Source organism: Halorubrum sp. T3 (genome assembly GCF_000296615.1).
In the GTDB taxonomy this organism is placed as follows: Archaea; Halobacteriota; Halobacteria; order Halobacteriales; family Haloferacaceae; genus Halorubrum; species Halorubrum ruber.
The window spans coordinates 791,086-811,391 of sequence record NZ_JH815329.1; the positions used below are offsets into that span (position 1 = coordinate 791,086).

Annotated in this window: 18 protein-coding genes; 8 read left to right on the top strand and 10 right to left on the bottom strand. The window is 69.2% G+C overall.

The window, feature by feature from the left end:
• Nucleotides 1–8: 8 nt before the first annotated feature.
• Entirely contained in the window at nt 9–761 is a 753-nt protein-coding gene (locus tag B378_RS0106155; protein ID WP_044965613.1) for an ABC transporter ATP-binding protein, read from the top strand.
• 32 nt (nt 762–793) lie between these two features.
• Nucleotides 794–1,729 (top strand): DMT family transporter, encoded by a 936-nt coding sequence (locus tag B378_RS0106160; protein WP_017342941.1) that lies wholly within the window; start codon nt 794–796, stop codon nt 1,727–1,729.
• Between the two features lie 37 nt (nt 1,730–1,766).
• On the opposite strand, the gene B378_RS0106165 is transcribed toward B378_RS0106160, so the two are convergent.
• Both B378_RS0106165 and B378_RS0106170 read right to left on the bottom strand, forming a co-directional pair.
• The gene (locus B378_RS0106165) at nt 1,767–2,564 is read right to left on the bottom strand and encodes an RIO1 family regulatory kinase/ATPase (RefSeq protein ID WP_017342942.1); all 798 of its coding nucleotides are present in this window, start codon (nt 2,562–2,564) and stop codon (nt 1,767–1,769) included.
• 47 nt (nt 2,565–2,611) lie between these two features.
• On the bottom strand, nt 2,612–5,023 hold the full coding sequence (locus B378_RS0106170; protein ID WP_237738322.1) for a beta-glucosidase: 2,412 nt from the start codon (nt 5,021–5,023) through the stop codon (nt 2,612–2,614).
• Between the two features lie 90 nt (nt 5,024–5,113).
• Here B378_RS0106170 and B378_RS0106175 point away from each other — a divergent pair, with 90 nt between their 5' ends.
• Nucleotides 5,114–6,262 (top strand): acyl-CoA dehydrogenase family protein, encoded by a 1,149-nt coding sequence (locus tag B378_RS0106175; protein WP_017342944.1) that lies wholly within the window; start codon nt 5,114–5,116, stop codon nt 6,260–6,262.
• 40 nt (nt 6,263–6,302) lie between these two features.
• Here B378_RS0106175 and B378_RS0106180 read toward each other — a convergent pair whose 3' ends face one another.
• Nucleotides 6,303–6,893, bottom strand: coding sequence for a hypothetical protein (locus B378_RS0106180; RefSeq protein WP_017342945.1), 591 nt, complete (start codon nt 6,891–6,893; stop codon nt 6,303–6,305).
• Nucleotides 6,894–7,038: 145 nt separating this feature from the next.
• On the opposite strand from B378_RS0106180, the gene B378_RS0106185 reads away from it, so the two are divergent.
• Nucleotides 7,039–7,545 carry a halocyanin domain-containing protein gene (locus tag B378_RS0106185; RefSeq protein ID WP_017342946.1) on the top strand — a complete coding sequence of 169 codons (507 nt, stop codon included), beginning with the start codon at nt 7,039–7,041 and terminating at the stop codon, nt 7,543–7,545.
• Nucleotides 7,546–7,604: 59 nt separating this feature from the next.
• On the opposite strand, the gene B378_RS0106190 is transcribed toward B378_RS0106185, so the two are convergent.
• Nucleotides 7,605–8,123: a hypothetical protein gene (locus B378_RS0106190; protein WP_026046196.1), complete on the bottom strand. Its 519-nt coding sequence runs from the start codon at nt 8,121–8,123 to the stop codon at nt 7,605–7,607.
• 180 nt (nt 8,124–8,303) lie between these two features.
• Here B378_RS0106190 and B378_RS0106195 point away from each other — a divergent pair, with 180 nt between their 5' ends.
• A complete protein-coding gene (locus B378_RS0106195) occupies nt 8,304–8,579 on the top strand; it encodes a cytochrome C oxidase subunit IV family protein (protein WP_004596324.1) in 276 nt (91 codons plus the stop codon).
• Between the two features lie 815 nt (nt 8,580–9,394).
• On the opposite strand, the gene B378_RS0106200 is transcribed toward B378_RS0106195, so the two are convergent.
• On the bottom strand, nt 9,395–10,882 hold the full coding sequence (locus B378_RS0106200) for an aldehyde dehydrogenase family protein (RefSeq protein WP_017342948.1): 1,488 nt from the start codon (nt 10,880–10,882) through the stop codon (nt 9,395–9,397).
• Between the two features lie 196 nt (nt 10,883–11,078).
• Between B378_RS0106200 and B378_RS0106205 the strand changes: the two genes are divergently transcribed.
• Nucleotides 11,079–11,828: a GNAT family N-acetyltransferase gene (locus B378_RS0106205; protein WP_017342949.1), complete on the top strand. Its 750-nt coding sequence runs from the start codon at nt 11,079–11,081 to the stop codon at nt 11,826–11,828.
• Nucleotides 11,829–11,891: 63 nt separating this feature from the next.
• Here B378_RS0106205 and B378_RS0106210 read toward each other — a convergent pair whose 3' ends face one another.
• The gene (locus B378_RS0106210) at nt 11,892–12,884 is read right to left on the bottom strand and encodes an NAD-dependent epimerase/dehydratase family protein (RefSeq protein ID WP_017342950.1); all 993 of its coding nucleotides are present in this window, start codon (nt 12,882–12,884) and stop codon (nt 11,892–11,894) included.
• Between the two features lie 83 nt (nt 12,885–12,967).
• Entirely contained in the window at nt 12,968–13,111 is a 144-nt protein-coding gene (locus B378_RS17050; protein ID WP_017342951.1) for a hypothetical protein, read from the bottom strand.
• A gap of 79 nt (nt 13,112–13,190) precedes the next feature.
• On the opposite strand from B378_RS17050, the gene B378_RS0106220 reads away from it, so the two are divergent.
• A complete protein-coding gene (locus B378_RS0106220; RefSeq protein ID WP_017342952.1) occupies nt 13,191–13,730 on the top strand; it encodes a zinc ribbon domain-containing protein in 540 nt (179 codons plus the stop codon).
• Nucleotides 13,731–13,769: 39 nt separating this feature from the next.
• Here the strand turns inward: B378_RS0106220 and B378_RS0106225 are convergent, their stop codons facing one another.
• Nucleotides 13,770–16,268, bottom strand: a complete 2,499-nt coding sequence (locus B378_RS0106225) for a cbb3-type cytochrome c oxidase subunit I (RefSeq protein ID WP_017342953.1) — start codon at nt 16,266–16,268, stop codon at nt 13,770–13,772.
• Nucleotides 16,265–17,053 carry a cytochrome c oxidase subunit II gene (gene coxB / locus B378_RS0106230; RefSeq protein WP_017342954.1) on the bottom strand — a complete coding sequence of 263 codons (789 nt, stop codon included), beginning with the start codon at nt 17,051–17,053 and terminating at the stop codon, nt 16,265–16,267. Before coxB ends, B378_RS0106225 begins: the two co-directional genes overlap by 4 nt.
• A 252-nt stretch (nt 17,054–17,305) precedes the next feature.
• On the opposite strand from coxB, the gene B378_RS0106235 reads away from it, so the two are divergent.
• A complete protein-coding gene (locus B378_RS0106235; protein WP_017342955.1) occupies nt 17,306–17,728 on the top strand; it encodes a hypothetical protein in 423 nt (140 codons plus the stop codon).
• Between the two features lie 46 nt (nt 17,729–17,774).
• Here the strand turns inward: B378_RS0106235 and B378_RS0106240 are convergent, their stop codons facing one another.
• Complete coding sequence (locus B378_RS0106240) at nt 17,775–20,273, bottom strand: RND family transporter (RefSeq protein ID WP_017342956.1); 2,499 nt, start codon at nt 20,271–20,273, stop codon at nt 17,775–17,777.
• Nucleotides 20,274–20,306 lie beyond the last annotated feature (33 nt).

Here is a 20,306-nt window from a genome sequence, read left to right on the forward strand (position 1 = left end):
GCGACGGTATGACGGACGACACGACCGGGGCCGCGGACGGGCCTCACGGCGGAACCGATCCCGTGCTCTCGCTGTCGGGCGTCGACAGCGGCTACGGCGAGGTGCAGGTGCTCGACGACTGCTCGGTCCGGCTCGACCCGGGCGAGATCGTCTGTCTGGTCGGCCCCAACGGCGCCGGGAAGTCGACGGTCCTCAAGACCGCGTTCGGGATGTTGACCCCGTGGACGGGGACCGTCGAGTACCACGGCCGCGACATCGGCGGGATGGCGCCCGAGGAGATCGTCCGCGAGGGGATCGGCTACGTTCCCCAGACCGACAACGTGTTCGGTTCGCTGACGATCGACGAGAACCTCCGGATGGGCGGCGTCGCCCGCGACGGGAGCCTCGAGGAGGTCATCGAGACGCTGTACGACCGGTTCCCGATCATCGACGAGAAGCGCGGCTCGAAGGCGAAGACGCTCTCCGGCGGCCAGCGGCAGGTGCTCGCGTTCGCCCGCGCCCTCGTGATGGAGCCCGACGTGCTGCTCATCGACGAGCCGTCCGCGGGGCTCGCCCCCAACACGGCTGACGACGTGTTCGAGGACGTCAAAGAGGTCAACGACATGGACACGGCGATCCTCATGGTCGAGCAGAACGTGACGAAGGGGCTCGGCATCTCCGACCGCGGCTACGTCCTCGACCAGGGGACGGTCCGGTTCGAGGGGACGCCGGAGGAGCTGTTGAACGACGAGGAGGTCTCGCAGCTGTACCTCGGCGGCTGAGCCCTCGCCCGGCTCGCCCCGCGCCCCGCTCTATGTCAGCCACGATCGGACGGTACGCGTTCGCGCTCGCACCCCTCGCAGCCGCGGCGCTGTGGGGCGGGATGTACGTCGTCAGCAAGTGGGGGTTCGCGCTGGTCCCGCCGGTGACGCTCGGGTTCCTCCGGGTCGCGCTGGGCGCCGGGGCGCTCTGGCTCGTCGTCGCCGGTCGCGGCGGTCCCGCCCCGGCACGCGACGAGTGGTCGACGTTCGCGGCGCTCGGGGGCTGGGTGACCCTGACGGTCGCGACGCAGTTCGTCGGCACGGAGCTGACGAACGCCAGTCAGGGCTCGCTGCTGACCGTCCTCACCCCGGTGTTCACCGTCGCGCTCGGGGCGCTCGTGCTCGGCGAGCGCGTCACGCCGGCCAAGGCGGGAGGGATGACCGTCGCGGGCGCCGGCACGGCGGTCGTCCTCGCCGGGCGGTACGAGTTCGCGTCGATCGCCGCCGGCAACCTCCTCGGCGTGGCGCTGCTGCTCGTCGCGAGCGCGGCGTGGGCCGGGTACACCGTCTGGGGGCTCCGCGCGGTCAGGCGGCACGGGGCGCTCCGCGCCGCGACGTACTCCTCGCTGGCGAGCGTTCCGATGCTCGGAGCCCTCGCGGCCGGCGAACTGTGGTATCTCGGGCGCTCGCCCGCCGAGGTCCCGCTCACGGTCGAATCGGCGGCCGCCGTGCTGTACCTCGGACTCGCGTCAACGGCGGCTGCGTGGTTCCTCTGGTACAAGGGACTGGAGTACGTCTCCGCGGGGACCGTCGCCGTGTTCTTCTTCGCGCAGCCCGTCGTCGGCGCGGCGCTCGGCGGGGCGCTGCTCGGCGAGGCGCTCGGCCCGGGCTTCCTCGCCGGCGGGGCGCTGATGGCCGTCGGCATCTGGGTCGTCAGCCGCGAACGCGCGGATCCCGCCGACGGGCCGGCGGAGTCGACCGCGGAGTGAGGCGTGGAGTGAGGCGCGGACCGACGGCGAGGAACCCCTATGCCGTGCGCTTCTCGAGCTCGCCCGTCAGCTCCGCGGCGTCGAAGTCGTGGTCGGGGCGGATCGCGACGAAGTCGAGGAACCGGCGCGCCGCGAGGAGTTCGTCGGGCGAGTAGCTCGTCAGCGCGGCCTCGATCGCGTCGGCGGCGCCGATCAGCGGCTCCAGCGCCGCGAGCGCGCTCGCGAGGTCGTAGGCGCGCGCCGCCTCGCGGCCGTCCTCGCTCACGCGGGTCGCGTCGATGACGTAGAGCTCGCCGTCCGCGACGAGGACGTTCTCGGCGCGGAGGTCGCCGTGGGCGAGCCCGGCGTCGTGGATCGTCCGAAGCGTCACGAACAGGTCGGGCGCCAGCCCGGCGACGGTCTCTGCGTCGAGCTCGCCGAGGGTGCGAAACTCGGGGAGGTACTCCAAGACGAGCACGCCAAGGCCGTCGACCTCGAACGCCTCGATCGGCTCCGGCGCGTTGACCCCGAGCTCGCGGACTCGCCGGGTCGCCTCCAGCTCGTGGCGCGCCATCTCGTAGGGAGTCTCGTGGCGCTCGAAGAACCCCTCCGTGCCCGCCGAGAACGCGCCGAGGTTCCGTCCGGTGGTGAACAGCGCGTGGACGAGCGTGTTCTGTCGCGTGATCACCTTCACGAAGAGGTCGTCGTCGACGACCATCGGCGTCGACAGCCAGTTGTCTGCGTCGAGGAACCGCACGCGTATCTCGTCGCGGTCGTACCGGTCCGCCAGCTCTCGCGCGACCCGCTCGATGTCGGGCCAGTCGACGCGACCGCGGACGAGCTGCCGGAACTCCATACCGGCGGAACGCGGCGGCGAAGCTTAAATTGCGTCCTCGGGCGCCGTCACCGCTCGATCGTCGCGGAGCCGCGTCGGTCGCGCGAGGACCGACCCACCTCGACGACGTACTCCCCCGCGTCGACCGTCCACCCCGCGGACGCGTCGTATCGCCCGAATGCGCGCTCGTCGAGGTCGATCTCGACCGTCGCCGACTCGCCGGGAGCGAGCTCGACCGCGGCGAACCCGCCGAGCTCGCGGGGCGGACGAGCGCGCTCGTCGGGGACGTCGGGCGCGGCTGGCGTGTCGGAGACGCCGACGTACGCCTGGACGACCTCCCGACCGGGCCTGTCGGCGACGTTCGAGAGGGTCGTCTCGACCGTCGATGGGCCGACGGCCTCGACGCCCTCGTACCGGAACTCGGCGTAGCTGTGACCGTGTCCGAACGGGTAAGTCGGCTCCGCGTCGGTCGCGTCGAAGTGTCGGTAGCCGACGAGCAACCCCTCGTCGTAAACCGCCTCGCCGTCGACGCCCGGGAAGCGGCGCTCGTCGGCCGTCGGATACGCGCCCTCGGGGGCGAACGTCGCCGGGAGCCGCCCGCCGGGGTCGGCGTCGCCGTAGAGGACCGCCGCGGCCGCCTCCCCGTGCGCTTGTCCGGGATACCACGCCGCGAGCACCGCGTCGACCGCGTCGCGCCACGGCGTCTCGATCGGCCCGCTCGCGTTCGCGACGACGACGGTCCTGTCGGCGGCGTCGGCGACCGCGGCGATCAGGTCGTCCTGTCGCCCCGGGAGTCGGAGCGAGTCGCGGTCGGCCGCCTCGGTCGCGCGGTCGCGGACGAAGACGACGGCGACGTCCGCGTCGGCGGCCGCCGACGCCGCCCCCTCGATGTCGACCGATCGCTCGGCGTCGCCGTCGGCGTCGACGGACCCCGGATCGCCCGGGCCGCCCTCGGGATCGCCCGCATCACCGTCGAGACCGCCCGTGCCGACCTCGGGATCGCCCGCGTCGTCCATCGCCTCGAACATCGAGATTCCCTCGACGCGGGGCAACCCGTGGGCGACCGTCACCGCTCCGTCGGCGCGCGCCTCGATCCCCTCACGGGGAGTCGTCCGGACGAACGGCGTCACCTCGGAGGAGCCCCCGCCTCCGAGCAGCGCCTCGTCGACGTTCGGACCGACGACCGCGACGTCGGCGTCGTCCGCGAGCGGCAGGGCGCCGTCGTTTTTCAGGAGGACGGTTCCGCGGGTCGCGATCGTCGCCGCGAGGTCGCGGTGTTCCGGGGTGTCGAGCGCGCCCGCCGTCTCGTCGCCGCTCGCCTCGTCGTCTCCGTTCGCCTCGTTGTCGCCGCCTGCCTCGTCGTCGAGGTGCCCGACCGCGTCGAGCGACCGGAGGATCCGCGTCACCATGTCGTCGAGCCGGGACTCGGGCACGTCGCCGCGCTCGACCGCGGGGCCGAGCTCCGTCGCGTATCGGCCCCCGCTCGTCGGGTCCGGCATCCCGCCCGCGAACGGGGAGTCCTCGGCCGCGTCGAAGGGGCCCTCAGGGGCGGCTTCTTCGCCCTCGCCGCCCGCTCCCTCCGCGTCGTCTGCCGCCGCGCTGTCCACCGCCGCCGCTGTATCGTCCACCGCTGCCGCGCTGTCCGCCCCCGCCGTGTCGCCGTCCATCTGTTCGGCGGCGGCGTCGGGCGCGACCCCCATCGATTCGATCAGCTCCTCGACCGAGGTACCGGGCATCTGGAGGTCGAGCCCGGCGTTCGCGCTGTCGACGACGCTCTCGGTGCCGAACCAGTCGGAGACGACGTAGCCGTCGAACCCCCACTCGCCTTTGAGCACGTCGGTGAGGAGCCACTCGTGTTCGCTCGCGTACGTTCCGTTGACGCGGTTGTATGACGACATCACCGACCCGGCGCCGGCCTCGACGGCGTCGCGGAACGCGGGCAGGTACAGCTCGCGGAGGACGGGCTCGTCCACCTCGGCGCTGACCTCGGCGCGGCGGGTCTCCTGGCTGTTCGCGACGTAGTGTTTCGGCGTCGCGACGACGCCGGCGGACTGGACGCCCTCGGTCACCGCGGCCGCGAACGCGCCGGCGTGGACCGGGTCCTCGGAGAAGTACTCGAAGTTGCGTCCGCAGTGCGGCACCCGGATCAGGTTCGTTCCGGGGCCGAGGAGGATGTCCTGCCCGCGCGCGGTCGCCTCACGGCCGAGCGCTCGTCCGAAGCGCTCGGCGAGATCGGGGTCGAACGTCGCGGCGAGCGCCGGCGACGAGGGGAAGGCGGTCGCCGGCTCGTCGGTCCGGACGCCGAGCGGCCCGTCGGTCAGCCTGATCGGCGGGATCCCGACGCGCTCGACGCCGGGAACGAACCCCGTCGCCGTCCCCTCGACGTCTTCGGCCCCGTGAACGAGGCCCACCTTCTCCGCGAGCGTCAGCTCCGCCACGACGGCCGCGATCCCGTCTCGGTCCATGTCGACAGAACTCATCGAGGACGCACTTAGCACTTACAGCGACGAGGAGTGCGGTCCGTCACGATCGTTCGCATCGTTTATGCCCGCGGGTCGCAATTCTTGCCCATGGACTTCGAGGTACCCGCCGAACACCGGATGATACGCGACACCGTCCGGGAGTTCTGCGAGGAGGAGATCGCCCCCATCGCACAGGAGATCGAGGACGAACACCGGTTCCCCGAGGAGGTGTTCGACTCGCTCGCTGAGCTCGACATGATGGGTATTCCGGTCGCCGAGGAGTACGGCGGCCTCGGCGGCGACCAGCTGATGTACGCCTTAGTCACGGAGGAGCTCGGGCGCGTCTCCGGCGGGATCGGGCTCTCGTACGCCGCGCACACCTCGCTGGGCGCGAAGCCGATCGACCTGTTCGGCACCGACGAGCAGAAAGAGGAGTGGCTCCGTCCGCTCGCGGAGGGCGAGGGGCTCGGCGCGTGGGCGCTCACGGAGCCGGGCAGCGGTTCGGACGCCTCCGACATGGACACGACCGCCGAGTACGACGCCGACGCGGGCGAGTACGTGCTGAACGGCACGAAGCAGTTCATCACGAACGCGAACGTCGCGAACTCGATCCTCGTGAAGGCGGTGACGGACCCGGACGCCGGCTACGACGGCATCTCGACGTTCATCGTCGACCCAGAGAACGACGACGGGTTCGAGGTGACGACCGTCTGGGAGAAGATGGGGCTCAACAGCTCGCCCACCTGCGAGATAACCTTCGACGACGTGCGGCTCCCCGAAGACCGGCTGCTCGGCGAGGAGGGCGAGGGGTGGACACAGACGATGAAGACGCTCGACGGCGGGCGGATCTCCATCGCCGCGCTCTCGGTCGGGCTCGCGCAGGGCGCCTACGAGGCGGCGAAGGAGTACGCGGGCGAGCGCGAGCAGTTCGGGAAACCGATCGCGAAGTTCGACGCGATCCGCGACAAGGTGGTCCACATGCACCGCCAGATCGAGCGCGCCCGCCTGTTGACCCACCGGGCCGCGTCGCGGTACGACGCCGGCGAGTCGGTCACCCGGGAGTCGGCGCTCGCGAAGCTCGACGCCAGCGAGGCGGCCCGCGAGGTGGCCGAGGAGGCGGTCCAGACGCTCGGCGGCTACGGCTACACCACCGACTTCGCCCCGCAGCGCTTCTACCGCGACGCGAAGCTGATGGAGATCGGCGAGGGAACCAGCGAGATCCAACACGTCGTCATCGGCCGCGAACTGGGGCTGTAGGCGGACTCAACGCCCCGATCGGTTCCGACCGCCGTCGGCCTCAGGGGAACTCGATCAGGTCGTCGTCGACGCCGCGTAAGCTCTCGGCGAGCCGCGAGTCGTCTGGTACCGCCTGCCGAAACGCATCCGAGCCGAACCGGGCTTCGCCGTTGACCGAGACCATCCCGAGGTCGGCGGGGTCGCCGTCGAGTCCCGTGAGGAACGCGACGGTGCGGACGGCGGGGACGTCGCCGGCATGCGCCTCCGGGTCGACGGAGCCGTACAGCGTGCGGTTCGTCGCGACGTGGTGGACGCAGGTTGGCGTCGGCGCGAAACACAGCAGGTAGCGGGCGCCCGGCTCGGTGCGGCCGAGCTTGGGGCGGAGCGCGTGGCGCTCGTCGGCGTGGAAGTACCGCTCCATCCGGCGGTACTGCCGGAGGACCTCGTTCGCGCCGGTGGCCCGGCGGACCGCGGCGTCCGCCTTGAGCTCGATCACGCGGTCGACCGGCTCGGGCGTCCGCGTCCGGACGAACAGGTCGACGACCCCCTCGCGGCCGTCGGCGTCGTACGGCTCTTCGAGCCGGATTTGCGGGTCGTCGACCGTCGCCTCGTAGTGTTCGACGAGCCGGGTCGCCAGCGCGTCTTCGCGCATTTGTCGGCGGGAGGGTCCGGAGCGCGATAAACCCGCCCCTCGCGCCGCGAGACGCCGACGCCGGACGGGTCGAGCGGTGCCGAAATGTTCCCGGTGATCGAGACCCATCCGGGGGTTTGTATATCTTCAGCCCCTACAATAGCTGATGTCTGATAACCTGTCCAGACGGCGGTATCTCGCCGGAACCGGCGCCGCGCTGACCATCGGAACGCTCGCCGGCTGTTCCGGCGGCGGGGACGGCGGCGACGGTGGGGACGGCGGTGACGGCGGGAACGTCATCGAAGATGTCCCGAGCGAGATCGACGACTACCTCTCGGAGGCCCGCATGTACGACGGCACCATGGCGGATCTCACGGGCCAAGACGAGGTGACCATCGACGTCGGCGCCGGCGACGTGGGGTTCGCCTTCTCGCCCGCCGCGGTCCGGATCGACTCGAGTACGACCGTCGTCTGGGAGTGGACCGGGACCGGTGGGGGACACAACGTGGCCTCGGTTGAGGGGTCGGAGTCCGACTTCGACAACGGGGAGACCATCGCCGAGGAGGGGTACACCTTCGAGCAGTCGTTCGACAACACGGGCATCCAGCTGTACCAGTGTACGCCTCACCAAGCGAACGGAATGCTCGGCGCGATCGAAGTCGTCGAAGCCTAGGGGGGTTCTCGGCGGGCCGTTCGGACGCGAAATCGCTTTTTGTAGCGGCGAGACGGAGCTCAGGAGAGGAACGACCAGCGGACGTCGACGATCCGGTCGTGCTCGCTGGTGACCGTCGGCCTCGCGAGGTGGTCGTTGGCGTTGGCGCCGACCTCGGCGAGGTGCGACAGGGCCGCTTCGAGCGTCCGGTCGGAGCGTTTCACGGCGGAGTCGCGCTCGTAGGGGGCATCGATCGGGTCCGCTCGTGAGTTCGATATCGCGATCGCGTCGGTGAGGTCGCCGCCGATCGCGTGCGGCGGCTGGTGGAAGTGCCAGTCGCCGACGGTGAGGAACAGCCACACGTCGCCGTTGATGGCGTGGTACTCGCCGGAGACCCGGTCGGCGTCGTACGCAACGATCCGCGAGAGGACCGCGGTCTTGAGCCGGTAGAGGGCGTCCTTCCGCGCCGAGCGCACGTTGCTCTCGGTGACGTCGCCGCGCTCGTAGGCCGCGGTGGCCTCGTCGGCGAACTGCTTCGCGACCTTGTTGACGACGTACAGCGATTCGAGCAGGTCGTCCGTCGGTTCGAGCGGAGTCACGTGGGGTCCCGATCGCGGACTGCGACCGGCCGCAGTTCCGGCCGTCGCGCGGATAGGCGTTTCGGGATCCGAAACGTCGGCGCGGCCCCGCCCGGCGCCGGCGCGCGGCCCGATCGGCATCGGCGCGCGCGATCCCCCGATGGTTAATTCTTTAAGCGCTGGGACGAAGTGGGAGGTAAGATGGCGCACGACTCCGTGAAACTGTACTCGGCGATCTACGTCGCCCTCCTCGTCGCGGCGACGATGAACTTCGCGCTCTTCGAGACGTCGTTCATCGAGTTCACGTACACGCAGGCGATCGTCGGGACGCTGGTGATCGCGACGGTCAAGACGCTGCTCATCGTCGCGTACTTCCAGCACCTCCGCTGGGAGAATCGCTCGCTCACCTACCTGATGGGGCTCGCGCTCGCGCTCACCATGCTGCTGATGGCGGCCGCGACGTACTCCATCTCGTAGTCGAGAACTGCCCTTCCGCGGTCGAAGCGCGTCGTTCCGTTCCGTTCCGTTTCGCGTCGGCCTCTTTTATTCGCCCTGTCGAGATCCGCAGACAGCGAGTCGAACTAGCGAGGTCCCGGTCAACGCGGATGGATCACGAATTGCTCAGTAGAGCGGTAGCGGCGAGCGATCGCGGGAGTACGTGTAGTACGCCGCTCAGTGTGATGGCGTGGTTGTTTATAAGCTGGACCGCGGTGTTGCTGTCGGCTATTTATAAGTGACCGACGCTGCGGCGGTGAACGTTCCCAAAGCCCCAGCCGCGAGGCCGACGTACGCTCGCTGCGCGCTTCAGTCGCTCACTTCGTTCGCTCCTTCCAGTGCTTGCGTCGCCTACGTCGGCCTCGCGGCTGCCCCTTTGAGTCCCGCCCCGCCCAGCACGGCAACCGCACCTCACGCCTCCCCAACCTCGCCGCTCACGCCCTTCGGGCGTTCGCGGCGTCCCTCGCGGGCTGGCTCGCGGCCTCCGCTTCGCTCCGGCCGCTCGCAGGCGCGCCGACCGCAGCCGCATTTATAATCGATCGCCGCTGTCGCTCAAGACTATTTAAATACTTCATCGCGGCAGCCGATCTGAGATACTCCTCCCGCAACCGGTCAAGAAGCGGCGCTCAGCGGCCGGCCATTTCAGCGGGAACCTACCCCTGACAAATCATTCCAACAGATCCGCGCTGTCGCCTTCCGACGATCGGTCGGCATCCGATTCGGTCGCGTTTCGCCGGCGGCGGGGTTCGATCCGCCCTCGCCGTCAAAACCGCTTCACTCCGACCCCGTCGACCCGCTCAGAACGGGTACTCGCGCGGCTCGTGCTGGATCGAGATCCACTTGGTCTCGGTGATCTCGTCGAGGAAGGCGTCGCTGTTGTAATGCCCGACGCCGGACGCGCCGATCCCGCTGAACGGGACGTGCGCCTCGTCGTTGATCGGCTGGTCGTTGATGTGGACGTTGCCCGTCTCCATGCGGTCGGCGATCTCCTTCGCCGTGCCGAGGTCGCCGGAGTGGACCGCGCCGGAGAGCCCGTACTCCGTGTCGTTGGCGATTTCGACCGCCTCGTCGACGTCGGAGAACGGGATGACGGGCGCGATCGGGCCGAAGTGCTCGTTCGCCGCGGCGGGCATATCGTTCGTCACGCCCGAGAGGACGGTCGGCGCGACGACGAGCGAGTCGTCGACGCCGTCGACGGCGACCGTCTCGCCGCCGGTCTCCAGCGTCGCGCCCGCGTCGACCGTCTCCTCGACGTAGCCGAGCATCTCGTCGCGCTGCGACTCGTCGATGATGGGCCCGACGATCGTCTCCGGGTCGTGGACGCTGCCGGTCGGTAGCGACTCGGCGCGCTCGACGAGGCCGGCGACGTACTCGTCGTACACGTCCTCGTGGACGACGTGGCGGTTGATCGAAATGCACACCTGCCCCTGGTGGACGAAGGAGCCGAACGCGGCGGCGTCGAGCGCGCGGTCGAGGTCGGCGTCCGCGGTGACGACGTGCGCGTTGTTACCGCCGAGTTCCATCGCCGGGACGGCGAGGTTCTCGCCGGCGAGGCCGGCGACGTGCTTGCCCACTTCCGTCGATCCCGTGAACGCGACGACGTCGCTCTCCGGGTGGCTCGCGACGCGGTCGCCGATCTCCGAGCCGCGGCCGGTGACGACGTTCAGGACGCCCTCTGGAAGGTCGGTCTCCTCGAACAGCTTCGCGAACAGCAGCCCGCCGGTGATCGGGGAGTTCGTCGAGGGCTTGAGCACCACCGAGTTCCCGGCCGCGATGGCGGGCGCGACGGCGCGCATCGAGAGGTTCAGCGGGAAGTTCCACGGGGAGATCACCGTGACGACGCCCTTCGGCCCGACCTGGAGCTGGTTCTCCTTGCCGGGGATGTTGGAGGCGGCGTGTTCGCCCTTCATCCGGCGCGGGAGCGTCGCGGCCTCGCTCGCGTGATCGGACGCGATCTGGATCGACGTCTCGCCCATGATGGCGGAGCCGCCGACCTCGTACTCTAACAGCTCGATTATCTCCTCGCTGTGCGCGTCGAGCGCCTCGTGGAACTGCTCGACGACCGCCTGCCTCCGGGCGGGCGGCTGCTCGCCCCACGACTCCTGCGCCTCGGCCGCGGCCTCGTAGGCGGCGTCCACATCGGCCTCGGTCCCCGAGGCCACCTCGGTCACCGCCTCGCGCGTCGAGGGGTCCTCGACGGCGATGGTCTCGCCGCTCTCGCTCGCGCGCCACTCGCCGTCGACGTAGAGCTCGTCCCACGCCGCGTCGATCGATAGGTCGCTCATTACGTTTTACCAAACGGTAGAAGCGGTGAAAAGGGGAGAGATAGCGGAGACCTCCGCCGGTTCGACACGGAGTCGACCCCGAAGCCGTGACCGGTTCGCGCGGCCGTGTATCGCGAATTCGACGACGCGGAGCGACGCGACTCGACGGGGCGGGCCCCCGGCCGAGTTTTTTGTACTCGGGACGAAACCAGCACGTATGGACCTACGCGAAGCAACCGCCGCAGACGTCGACGCGGTCCGGTCGGTCGCCCGCGAGTCGCTCGTGGCGTCGTACGGACACGCGGTCGAGGAGGAACTGTTGGACGAGGCCGTCGAGGAGTGGTACGACGCCGGCGACCTTGGCGACGACGTCGAGGACGACGACGCGGTGTTCCCGGTCGCCGTCGTGGACGGGGTCGTCGTCGGGTTCGCGGAGAGCTACGTCGTCGGGCGCCGCGAGCGCGTCGGCGAGATCGACTGGCTCCACGTCCACCCGGACCACAGGGGGTCGGGGATCGGCTCTGCGCTCCTCGAACGGGTCGAGTCCGCGCTCCGCTCGGCCGACGTCGACCGCATCGAGGCGCGCGTCCTCGCCGACAACGAGGCTGGCACGGCGTTCTACGAGCGCGAGGGGTACGAACTCGCCGGCGAGCGCGAGGTGGACATCGGGGGCCAGACGTTCGCGGAGCGGGAGTTCCGGAAGCAGGTCGGCCGGCTCAGAGGGATCTCCGAGGCGACCTACCAGACCGAGGACGGTGAGACGGTCCACGTCGCGTTCGACGAGAGCGACCGCGGCTCGCAGGCCCCGTTCTACGTCGCGTACGTCGACCCGGACCACGAGCGCCGGTACGGCTACCTCTGTGGCAACTGCGAGGGGACGGACGTCGCGATCGACACGATGGACCGGATGGAGTGTCGCGACTGCGGGAACCGCCGGAAGCCGACGCGGTGGGACGCGGCGTACTGACGCTGCTCGATCCGCTCGTCGCCGCGGCTCTCCTCCTCGCAGTCGTCGCCGCGGTCTCCGCTCTCAGAGGGTCTCTTTCACGCCGATGACGCGCTCCTCGGCCTCGCGGCCGGGGTCCCACTCGCTCCCGTCGCGGTCCGACTCGCGGTGTTCCTCGACGGTCCGTTCCATCGCCTCGTCGACCGGCGTCGACTCCCAGCCGAGGTCGGCGAGCGCGCACGTGTCGAGCAGGTGCGGGTACTCCCGGTAGAGGGTGAAGTCGTCGGGTTCGAGGTCGCCGGCCGCGAGCGCGTCGTCGCTCGCCGTGACGAGCTCGCAGTCGACGCCCGCGACGTCGGCGATCGTCTCCAGCGTCTCCCGCAGCGTGAGCGCGCGCCGGTCGCCGACGTTGTACGCCGCGCCCGGCTCGCCTCGCTCGGCGACGACCCGCAGCGCGCTCGCGACGTCCTCGACGTACGCCCGGTGCCAGAGGTTCTGTCCGTCGCCCGGGACGACCACGCGGTCGTGCGTGAGCACGCGGTCGATCCAGTAGTCGAGCCGCTCCGTGTAGTCGTGCGGGCCGTAGACGATACACGGACGGACGGCCATCGCGGTGACGCCCTCCTCGGCGGCCGCGAACACCGCGCGGTCGCCCTCGGCCTTCCGGTTGCCGTACGTCTCGTGGGCGTCGTCGGTCGCCTGCGCGTCGGTACACGGCTCCAGCGGCGTCTCCCCCTCCCGCTTGGGGATCTCCTCGGCGGCGTAGCTGGAGCCCGACGAGATGTACACGTAGCCGTCGACGTCGGCGAATATCTCGGTCGCGGTCTCCACGTCGGCCGGGTGGTAGGCGACGCAGTCGATCACGACGTCGGGCTCCACCGACAGCTTCGCGGCGCGGAGCGCGGTCTCGTCTTTCCGATCGCCCTCGACGTGGGTGACGCGGTCGTCGTCCGCGAAGGGGTTCTCGTGGTTGCCGCGGTTGAATATCGCGACCTCGTAGTCGTGTGCCAGCAGTTCCTCGACGGTGTGGCGGCCGATGAATCGCGTCCCGCCCACGACGAGCGCCGTGTCTGTCATACTCGCGATCGGACGAGCGAGGTGAAAAGCGTGGCCGAACCGGAACGCGACGGGCCAGCTCAGTCGTCGCCGGGCGTCGCCGCTCAGTCGTCGTTGTCGCGCGGACCGTCGCCGCGCCAGCGCCGGTATAGGAGGTACGCGACGCCGAGCCCGATCCCCCAGGTCCCGACGCCGAACACCGCGAACGCGGCCCCGTAGAGGAACTCGCCGAGCGGAACGCCGAACATACCCCAGTTCGGCGCGTCCGGCACATAAACGCTCCGAGAGATGGGTAGCTTATCGGGGCGGGAACTCCTACGGCCGCCCATGGCTGAACGCACTCGCCGGCGGCCTTGGCTCGCCGCCCTGCTCGCGCTCGTCGTCTCCGGACTCGGTCACGCCTACCTCCGCCGATGGGCCCGGGCGCTCGGCTGGTACGTGGCGGTCACCGCGGCGGTGTTCGTGTTCGTTCCCGAGTCGGCGATCTCGGGCGCGTTCGCCGGAGACCCCCCGACGGTCCGAGAGGTCGCCCCCGCCGCCGCGGTCGTCGGCGCCAGCGTGATCGACGCGTACGTCGTCGCGCGCCGGAACAACCGAGCGTACGAGCGGGAGCGAGAGACAGCGCGCGCGACCGGCCGCACGGAGTCGGCCGACCACGGGACGGCAGAGGAACCGCACGCGCCGTCCGCGAGAACGGCAGAGGAACCAGACGCGCCGTCCGCGAGAACGGCAGAGGAACCGCACGCGCCGTCAGCGGGGGCGGCTGCCGGCGACGGGACCGTGCGCTGTCCGGAGTGCGGGAAGGAGACGGACCCGACGTTCAAATTCTGTCAGTGGTGCGCGGAGCCGATCGGGGAAAGCGAGTGAGGCGACAGAGCCGAAAAGAAAACCGAACCGCGAACCGCCTCAGAAGAGGTAGAACAGCGGGAAGATGAACACCCAGACGATGTCCACGAAGTGCCAGTAGAGGCCGAAGTACTCGATCGGCCGCTCGTCGTCGAGGTAGTGACCCTGGTACGCCCTGACGAACAGGAAGATGGCGATCACTAAGCCGAGCAGCACGTGGATCCCGTGGAGCCCGGTCGTGACGTAGTAGATCGACGCCTGGATCGGGTCGCCGTGGGCGTTCGCGGAGATGGTCACGCCGCGGTCGAAGATCTCGTGGTTCCACTCCCACAGCTTGATCGCCATGAACGTGAACCCGAGCAGGATGGTCGCGCCGAGCGTCGCCAGGAGGCCCTGTCGGCTCTCGCGGCGGGCCGCGACCAGCGCGAGGATCACGGTGAACGAGGACGTGATCAGCACGAAGGTGTTGATGAGCCCCGGCAGCGACTCCGTCAGCGGCGACCAGGTCATCCAGCCCGCGTTGTAGCGGACGAAGATGGCCGCCGAGAGGAACGCGCCGAAGACGATCACGTCGGAGGCCAGGAAGAACCACATCCCCAGCTTCACCTTCTCGACGCCGTTGAACGGCCACCGCTCGGCGAACTCCGATGGCGGCGCGTAGAAGTCCTCAAGCCCCCACTTCACGCCGGTGTAGAGGAGCCCGACGAGGCCGGCCACGATCGCGGTCGGGTACAACGCGTTAGAGATGGTGACGCTGCTCTGCATCGCCGTCTCGCCCAACTCGACGGTGACCGCGTCCGCGAAGCCGGAGAAGCCGAACAGCGTGACGCCGAGCGCCACGGAGAGCGCGAACGGCCAGATGCTGGCGTGGCTCGGGTGTTTGTCCCAGTACGGGTACTCGGAGATGTGCGCCGAGTGGCTGTCGCCGCCGTCGGTGGCGACGTCGCCGTTGTCGTCTGTCTTCATCGCGGGCCCGCCGTCCGGCACGTAGTCTTTCACGAACTCCAGCTTGCCCGACGCGTACGAGGGCCGGTCGGGCCAGTTCTCAAGCGGCGGGGGCGAGGAGACCGCCCACTCCGCGGTCCGCGAGTAGTCCCACGGGTTGTCGCCGGCGGGCTCGCCGGAGACGTAGGACTTCGCGAAGTTGTAGAACATGATGAAGAAGGAGAATCCGAGCACGAAGGCTCCGATCGTCCCGAACTGGTGGTAGATCTGGAACTCGGGGTTGTACTCGAACACCCGGCGGGGAGTCTCCCAGCCGAGGAACATCGAGAAGTAGACGGCGTTGAACCCGATGAAGAAGATCACGAAGTGGAGCTTCCCGAGGAACTCGTCGTACATCTTCCCCGTGATCTTCGGGAACCAGTAGTAGGCCCCGCCGAACAGCGCCGTTGCGCCGCCGAACATCACGTAGTGGAAGTGCGCGACCACCCAGTAGGTGCCGCGGAACTCGTAGTCGAGCACGATGGCGCCGAGGAAGACGCCCGTGATCCCGCCGAGGATGAAGAGCAGGAGCGCGCCGAACGCGAACAGGAACGGGGTCGTGAACTGGATCCGCCCCTTGATCAGCGTGTAGATCAGCGCGAAGACGACGAGGTCGAACGGTAACGAGATACCGATGGTCGTCGCCATCATCAGCGTCTTGATCTCCAGGTTGATCGTCGTCAGGAACATGTGGTGCATCCACACGAGGAACGACTGGACGGAGATCAGACAGATGGAGATGATCACCCACTTCCGGCCGACGAGGCGCCGCCCGGAGAACGTCTGGAACAGCTCCAGCATCACGCCGAGCGCCGGGAAGAAGACGATGTACACCTCCGGGTGCCCGAAGAACCAGAACAGATGGCCCCACAGGAGGGAGCCGCCTTCGGTCGCCGAGAAGTAGACGCTGCCGAGGACGCGGTCCGCTGCGAGGATGAGCCCCACCGCGAGCAGGGCGGCGAACGCGAACAGCATCATCCACACGGTCGCGAGCATCGACCAGGTGAACATCGGCATGTCCATGATCCCCATCCCTTCCGCGCGGGAGTGGTGGATGGACGTGAGGAAGTTCACCGTCGACGCCGTGGTGCCGGTGACGAACATCGCGAGCGCGAGCACCGCGCCGGTCGACCCGATGCTCGGCGTGTACATCGGCACGTTGAGCGGGGCGTATATCGTCCACCCCGCAGAGAGCGTGCCGCCCTGGAAGAAGCTCACCGCGAGCAGGAGGCCCGAGCCCAGGTACAGCCAGTACGATAAGGCGTTAAGGCGCGGGAACGCGAGGTCGTCCGCGCCGATCTGAAGCGGCACGAAGTAGTTCGCGAACCCGAACGCGAACGGCGAGAGGAACCAGAACACCATTATCAGCCCGTGGGCGGTGACGGCCTCGTTGTACGCTAAGCCGGAGAGTATCTGGCTCGTCGGGTCCCACAGCTGCAGGCGGATGAGCAGCGCCATCACGCCGCCGAACAGCAGGAAGAACAGCGCGGTGATCGTGTAGAGGATTCCGATGTCCTTGTGGTTGGTCGTCACGAACCAGCGCTTGACGGAGGTCGTCGGCGGGAGTCCGCTCATGCGCTCACCCCGCTGGGCGCGACGGCTCCGACGCCGGACGCAGCGATGCTAGAGCTGTTGCCGGCGCTCTCGGAGCTGTTCCCCGTACTCGCGTACCACTCTTCCCACTCGTCTTCCGGCAGGACGGTGATCTGTCCCTTCATGGCGGAGTGACCCGCACCGCACAACTCGAAGCACTCGACGCGGTAGGTCGCCTCCCCGCCTTGTGCCTCGACGTCCTCGGAGCTCACGGCGAACCACGTCTCGCTGTAGTCTCCGGGGATGGCGTCGGACTTTATCCGTAAGTCCGACGAGCCGAAGTTGTGCCAGACGTCTCTCGACGTGATGTTGAGGTCGATCCGCTGGTCGGCCGGCACGATCAGCTCCTCGCGTTCGGTGTGGCCGTTCGGGTACTCGAAGGCCCAGCCGTACTGGTACCCTTCGACCATGATCTCGATGTCTCCTTCGTCGCCGGTGTCCGGTCCCTGCTCGACGTAGAGGAGGAGCCCGTACGCGTACACGACGAGGCTGATGACGACGATCGCGCTCAACCCGAACGAGAGGAAGAGCTTCTTCGCTTTCGGACCGCCCTGTCCCGTCGGGAGCTCGCCGACCACCGGCGCGTCGAACTCCTCGTCCGACCGGTTTCCGTCGTCGCGGTACTTGTACACGTTCCACAGCGTGTACGACACGACGATGGTGCCGACGAGGGTACCGAGCGCGAGGAAGACGAAGAAGATCTCGTCGAAGATCTCCGCCTGTGCGCGCCAGTCGCTCCCCTGTTGTAGGATAACTGGATCTATCATGTTCGTCTGTCTGCTCTTGTACCACCCTTAGCGATGGCACACTTATCTCTTGTGTAGCGGGACGGGGGATCGGAGGGTCGGAGCGCCGATCTCCCGCCGCGGACGCGACCCCGCCGATCGGTCGATCGGCGCGTCGAGCGCAGGACCGTCGAGCGTGCCGAAGCCCGCGCGTCGAAGGGTATTTGTACGCGCGAACGGAGCCCCTAACAACGGACATCCATGACATCACTCACCCTCTTGAGTACGGGGCTGATGGGCCTCCTCGTCGTCGCCACGTTCGTCGCGGTCGCCGAGATCGGCGGGAAGCGAGTCGCTCCCGGCCGCGACGGGGACGGCGGCAGCTACGAGGCGATCGTCGAGACGCTCGGCGAGATCGCCCGGACGCCGGTCGTGTGGGCGGTCTCGTTCGTCGGCATCACCGTCCTCGTCGGCGGGAGCATCCTCCTCGGCGTCGGGAGCTTCGGGATTTCCGAGGGGCTCGCCGGAACGCTGGTGAGCGTCGCGTACCTGATCGTCGGGCTGCTCCTCGTCGGCTTCGTCTTCCTCGGCGCCTACTTCGCGACGCGGAGCCGCGGACTCGGCAACGCGCACGGCGTCGCCGCCGGATCCCTCGCGACCGGCGCCGCGTTCCTCGTCCTCGTCACCGTCCAGCTGGTCTTCGGCGTGGTCGGCTGACTCGCCTCGTTTTCGCGTCCGCAGTCCGATCGAAGTCGCTCTCCGGTCAGCGCCCGCCCTCGGCGCCGGACCCGCGGAGCCCGTCGTCGAGACCGAGACCGACTATCCCACCGTACCGGTCCCACACGACGACGAGGGACGGGACGAGCAGGATCGAACAGAGGTACGCGTAGAACACGCCCAGCGCGAGCAGGACGCCGAAGTCGCGGAGCAGGGGGATCACCGCGAGCCACAGGACGCCGAGCCCGGAGACCGTGGTGAGCATGCTGCCGGTGAGCGCGCCGCCCGTCCCGGCGATGGTGACGTCGAGCGCCTCGTCGATCGGGAGTCCCGCCTGGTACTCGTCGACGAACCGGTGGACGAAGTGGACGGTGTAGTCGACCCCGAGCCCGATCGACACCGAGAGGATCGGCGCGTTGATGGGCGTCAGCGGAATGTCGAACAGCCGCATCGACCCGACGAGCAGCCCGACCGTGACGAGGACGGGGACGAGGTTGAGGAGGCCGTAGACGGCCTTCCCTTCGAGGTAGGCGTACGACAGCGCTAAGAACAGCGCCGTGAGCCCGAAGGCGGCGAAGAGGCTGCGGATCGCCGACTCGGTCAGTAGGTCGATCACGGCCTCGTTGACGACGAGGGAGCCGGTCGGCACGGCTTCGAGCGGGGTGCGCTCGGCCAGCTCGCGCACGTCCGCGACCGCCTCCGAGTTGTCGACGCCCGGCTCGATCGTGTAGTCGATCCGCGCGCTGCCGCGGTCGGCGGCCACGTAGCCGCGCGCCTGGCCTTCGGCGGAGGAGTCGAGCAGCGCGTCGTACACCTCGTCGACGTTCCGGTCGGGCACGCCGTTGCCGAGGCGATCGTTGCGCTCGACGAGCGCCGCGAACTCGGGGTCCCGCTCCGCCCGGTCCTCGATCACGGTGACGACGCTCGTCGCCTGCGCGCGGCGCTCGTCGGTCGTCGCGAAGGTGTCCGGCGGGTTCCGCCTGGTCCGATCGATCAGCTCTAAGGCGTCGTCGTCTCGCACCGACTGGTCGATATACAGCGTCACCGACCCCACGAAGTCCTGCTCGAACTCCTCCTCGAAGAGGGTCAACACGTCGAGGAACGTGTACTCCGTCGGCGCGAACGGTTCCGGCAGGTTCGAGTACGTCTCCAGCCGCTCTTCGTCCGGGAAGAACGCCTCCTCCGAGAACTCCGTGTTCACGCCGGTACCGTAGGCGCCGCCGACCGCGCCGCCGACGAGGAGGAGGGCGACGACCGCGACGGGGGCGATCCGCGAGAGGTCGACGCCGACGTGGAGGACGCGGGCGAGCCGCGAGCCGCCGGCGCCGAGCGCGCTCGTGCCGAACTCGGGTATCGGGAGCCGCTCGCGCCAGCGGTCGGCCAGCACCTTCGCGGCCGGGAGGAAGACGCCGAAGATCACCAGCGTGAACGTGATCCCGGCGGCTGCGACGATCCCGAAGTCGCGGTTCGGGTCGAACGGGCTCACGACGTTGGAGACGAGCCCGAACACCGTGGTGATCGTCACGAGCAGGAACGCGATGAGCAGCTGGTCCGTCGTCGTCCGCATCGACGCCTCGATCCCGGTCCCCGTCGCCCGCTCCTCGCGGTAGCGGTTGACGATGTGGATCCCGAAGTCGATCCCGACCGCGAGCAGCAGCGGGAAGACGGTCACGAGCGAGTCGGAGAACGGGATCCCGGCGTACCCCATGAAGCCGAACGTCCACAGGAGCGACAGGAGGAGCGCGGCGATTCCGATCGCCATGTCGAACGGGTCGCGGTACGAGAAGATGAGGAACCCGACGATCAGTATCAGCGCCGCCGGGAAGACGATGATCGCGGTGTCGGTCAGCAGCGCGGTGATCTCCGACTGGAGGACGCCATCGCCGAAGAGGATCGCGTTCTCGCCGGCCTCGTTGCCCGGGACGGAGTCGACGACCTCGACGCTGCGCGTCTGTAGCTCCGTCACCCGCGCCGTCGTCGCCGATTCGGGCAGGTCGTAGGTGATCCCGACGATCGCGGTGTCGGCCGCCTGCGCGGTCGGGTTGTAGTCGACGGACACCTGCGCCGCGATCGCGCCCGCCGCGTCGGCGTCGGCGATGGCGGTCCGCAGCTCGGCGGGCGTCGCCTCGGCCACGGCGTCACGCCGCTCGGCCGCGTTCACCGCGCTCGGGTCCAGCTGCCGCGCGACCGCGTCCGCGTGGCTCGACGTCGACGCGACCCGGAGGGTGGAGCGAGACTCCAGCCGGTGTTGGGTCTCCAGCGTCCGGACCAAGGCGTCGCGGGATAGGACGTTGTCGTCCGAGACGATCACCTGCGCCGACGTCGCGGAGCCGCCGATCGACGTCTCGAACTCCTCGTCGATCTCGTCGAGCGCCCGCTGGGCGGGGATGTCCTGCGTGAACTGGTCCGCGCCCGCGCTCGTCTCGATCCCGGTCAGCCCGCCGGCGAAGCCCGCGGTGACAAGGAGGAACACCGCGATGACCGCCAGCGGCCGCTCCGTGACGACGCGGTCGATCTCCTCGATCAGCCGGTCGGCCGCGGTCACGGAGGCCCCGCTGTCGGGCGCGTCCCCTCTCGG

Coding starts and splice junctions, on each gene's coding strand:
- B378_RS0106155 (WP_044965613.1), top strand. CDS start 9: ATGACGGACGACACGACCGGGGCCGCGGACGGGCCTCACGGCGGAACC.
- B378_RS0106160 (WP_017342941.1), top strand. CDS start 794: ATGTCAGCCACGATCGGACGGTACGCGTTCGCGCTCGCACCCCTCGCA.
- B378_RS0106165 (WP_017342942.1), bottom strand. CDS start 2,564: ATGGAGTTCCGGCAGCTCGTCCGCGGTCGCGTCGACTGGCCCGACATC.
- B378_RS0106170 (WP_237738322.1), bottom strand. CDS start 5,023: ATGAGTTCTGTCGACATGGACCGAGACGGGATCGCGGCCGTCGTGGCG.
- B378_RS0106175 (WP_017342944.1), top strand. CDS start 5,114: ATGGACTTCGAGGTACCCGCCGAACACCGGATGATACGCGACACCGTC.
- B378_RS0106180 (WP_017342945.1), bottom strand. CDS start 6,893: ATGCGCGAAGACGCGCTGGCGACCCGGCTCGTCGAACACTACGAGGCG.
- B378_RS0106185 (WP_017342946.1), top strand. CDS start 7,039: ATGTCTGATAACCTGTCCAGACGGCGGTATCTCGCCGGAACCGGCGCC.
- B378_RS0106195 (WP_004596324.1), top strand. CDS start 8,304: ATGGCGCACGACTCCGTGAAACTGTACTCGGCGATCTACGTCGCCCTC.
- B378_RS0106200 (WP_017342948.1), bottom strand. CDS start 10,882: ATGAGCGACCTATCGATCGACGCGGCGTGGGACGAGCTCTACGTCGAC.
- B378_RS0106205 (WP_017342949.1), top strand. CDS start 11,079: ATGGACCTACGCGAAGCAACCGCCGCAGACGTCGACGCGGTCCGGTCG.
- B378_RS0106210 (WP_017342950.1), bottom strand. CDS start 12,884: ATGACAGACACGGCGCTCGTCGTGGGCGGGACGCGATTCATCGGCCGC.
- B378_RS17050 (WP_017342951.1), bottom strand. CDS start 13,111: ATGTTCGGCGTTCCGCTCGGCGAGTTCCTCTACGGGGCCGCGTTCGCG.
- B378_RS0106220 (WP_017342952.1), top strand. CDS start 13,191: ATGGCTGAACGCACTCGCCGGCGGCCTTGGCTCGCCGCCCTGCTCGCG.
- B378_RS0106225 (WP_017342953.1), bottom strand. CDS start 16,268: ATGAGCGGACTCCCGCCGACGACCTCCGTCAAGCGCTGGTTCGTGACG.
- coxB (WP_017342954.1), bottom strand. CDS start 17,053: ATGATAGATCCAGTTATCCTACAACAGGGGAGCGACTGGCGCGCACAG.
- B378_RS0106235 (WP_017342955.1), top strand. CDS start 17,306: ATGGGCCTCCTCGTCGTCGCCACGTTCGTCGCGGTCGCCGAGATCGGC.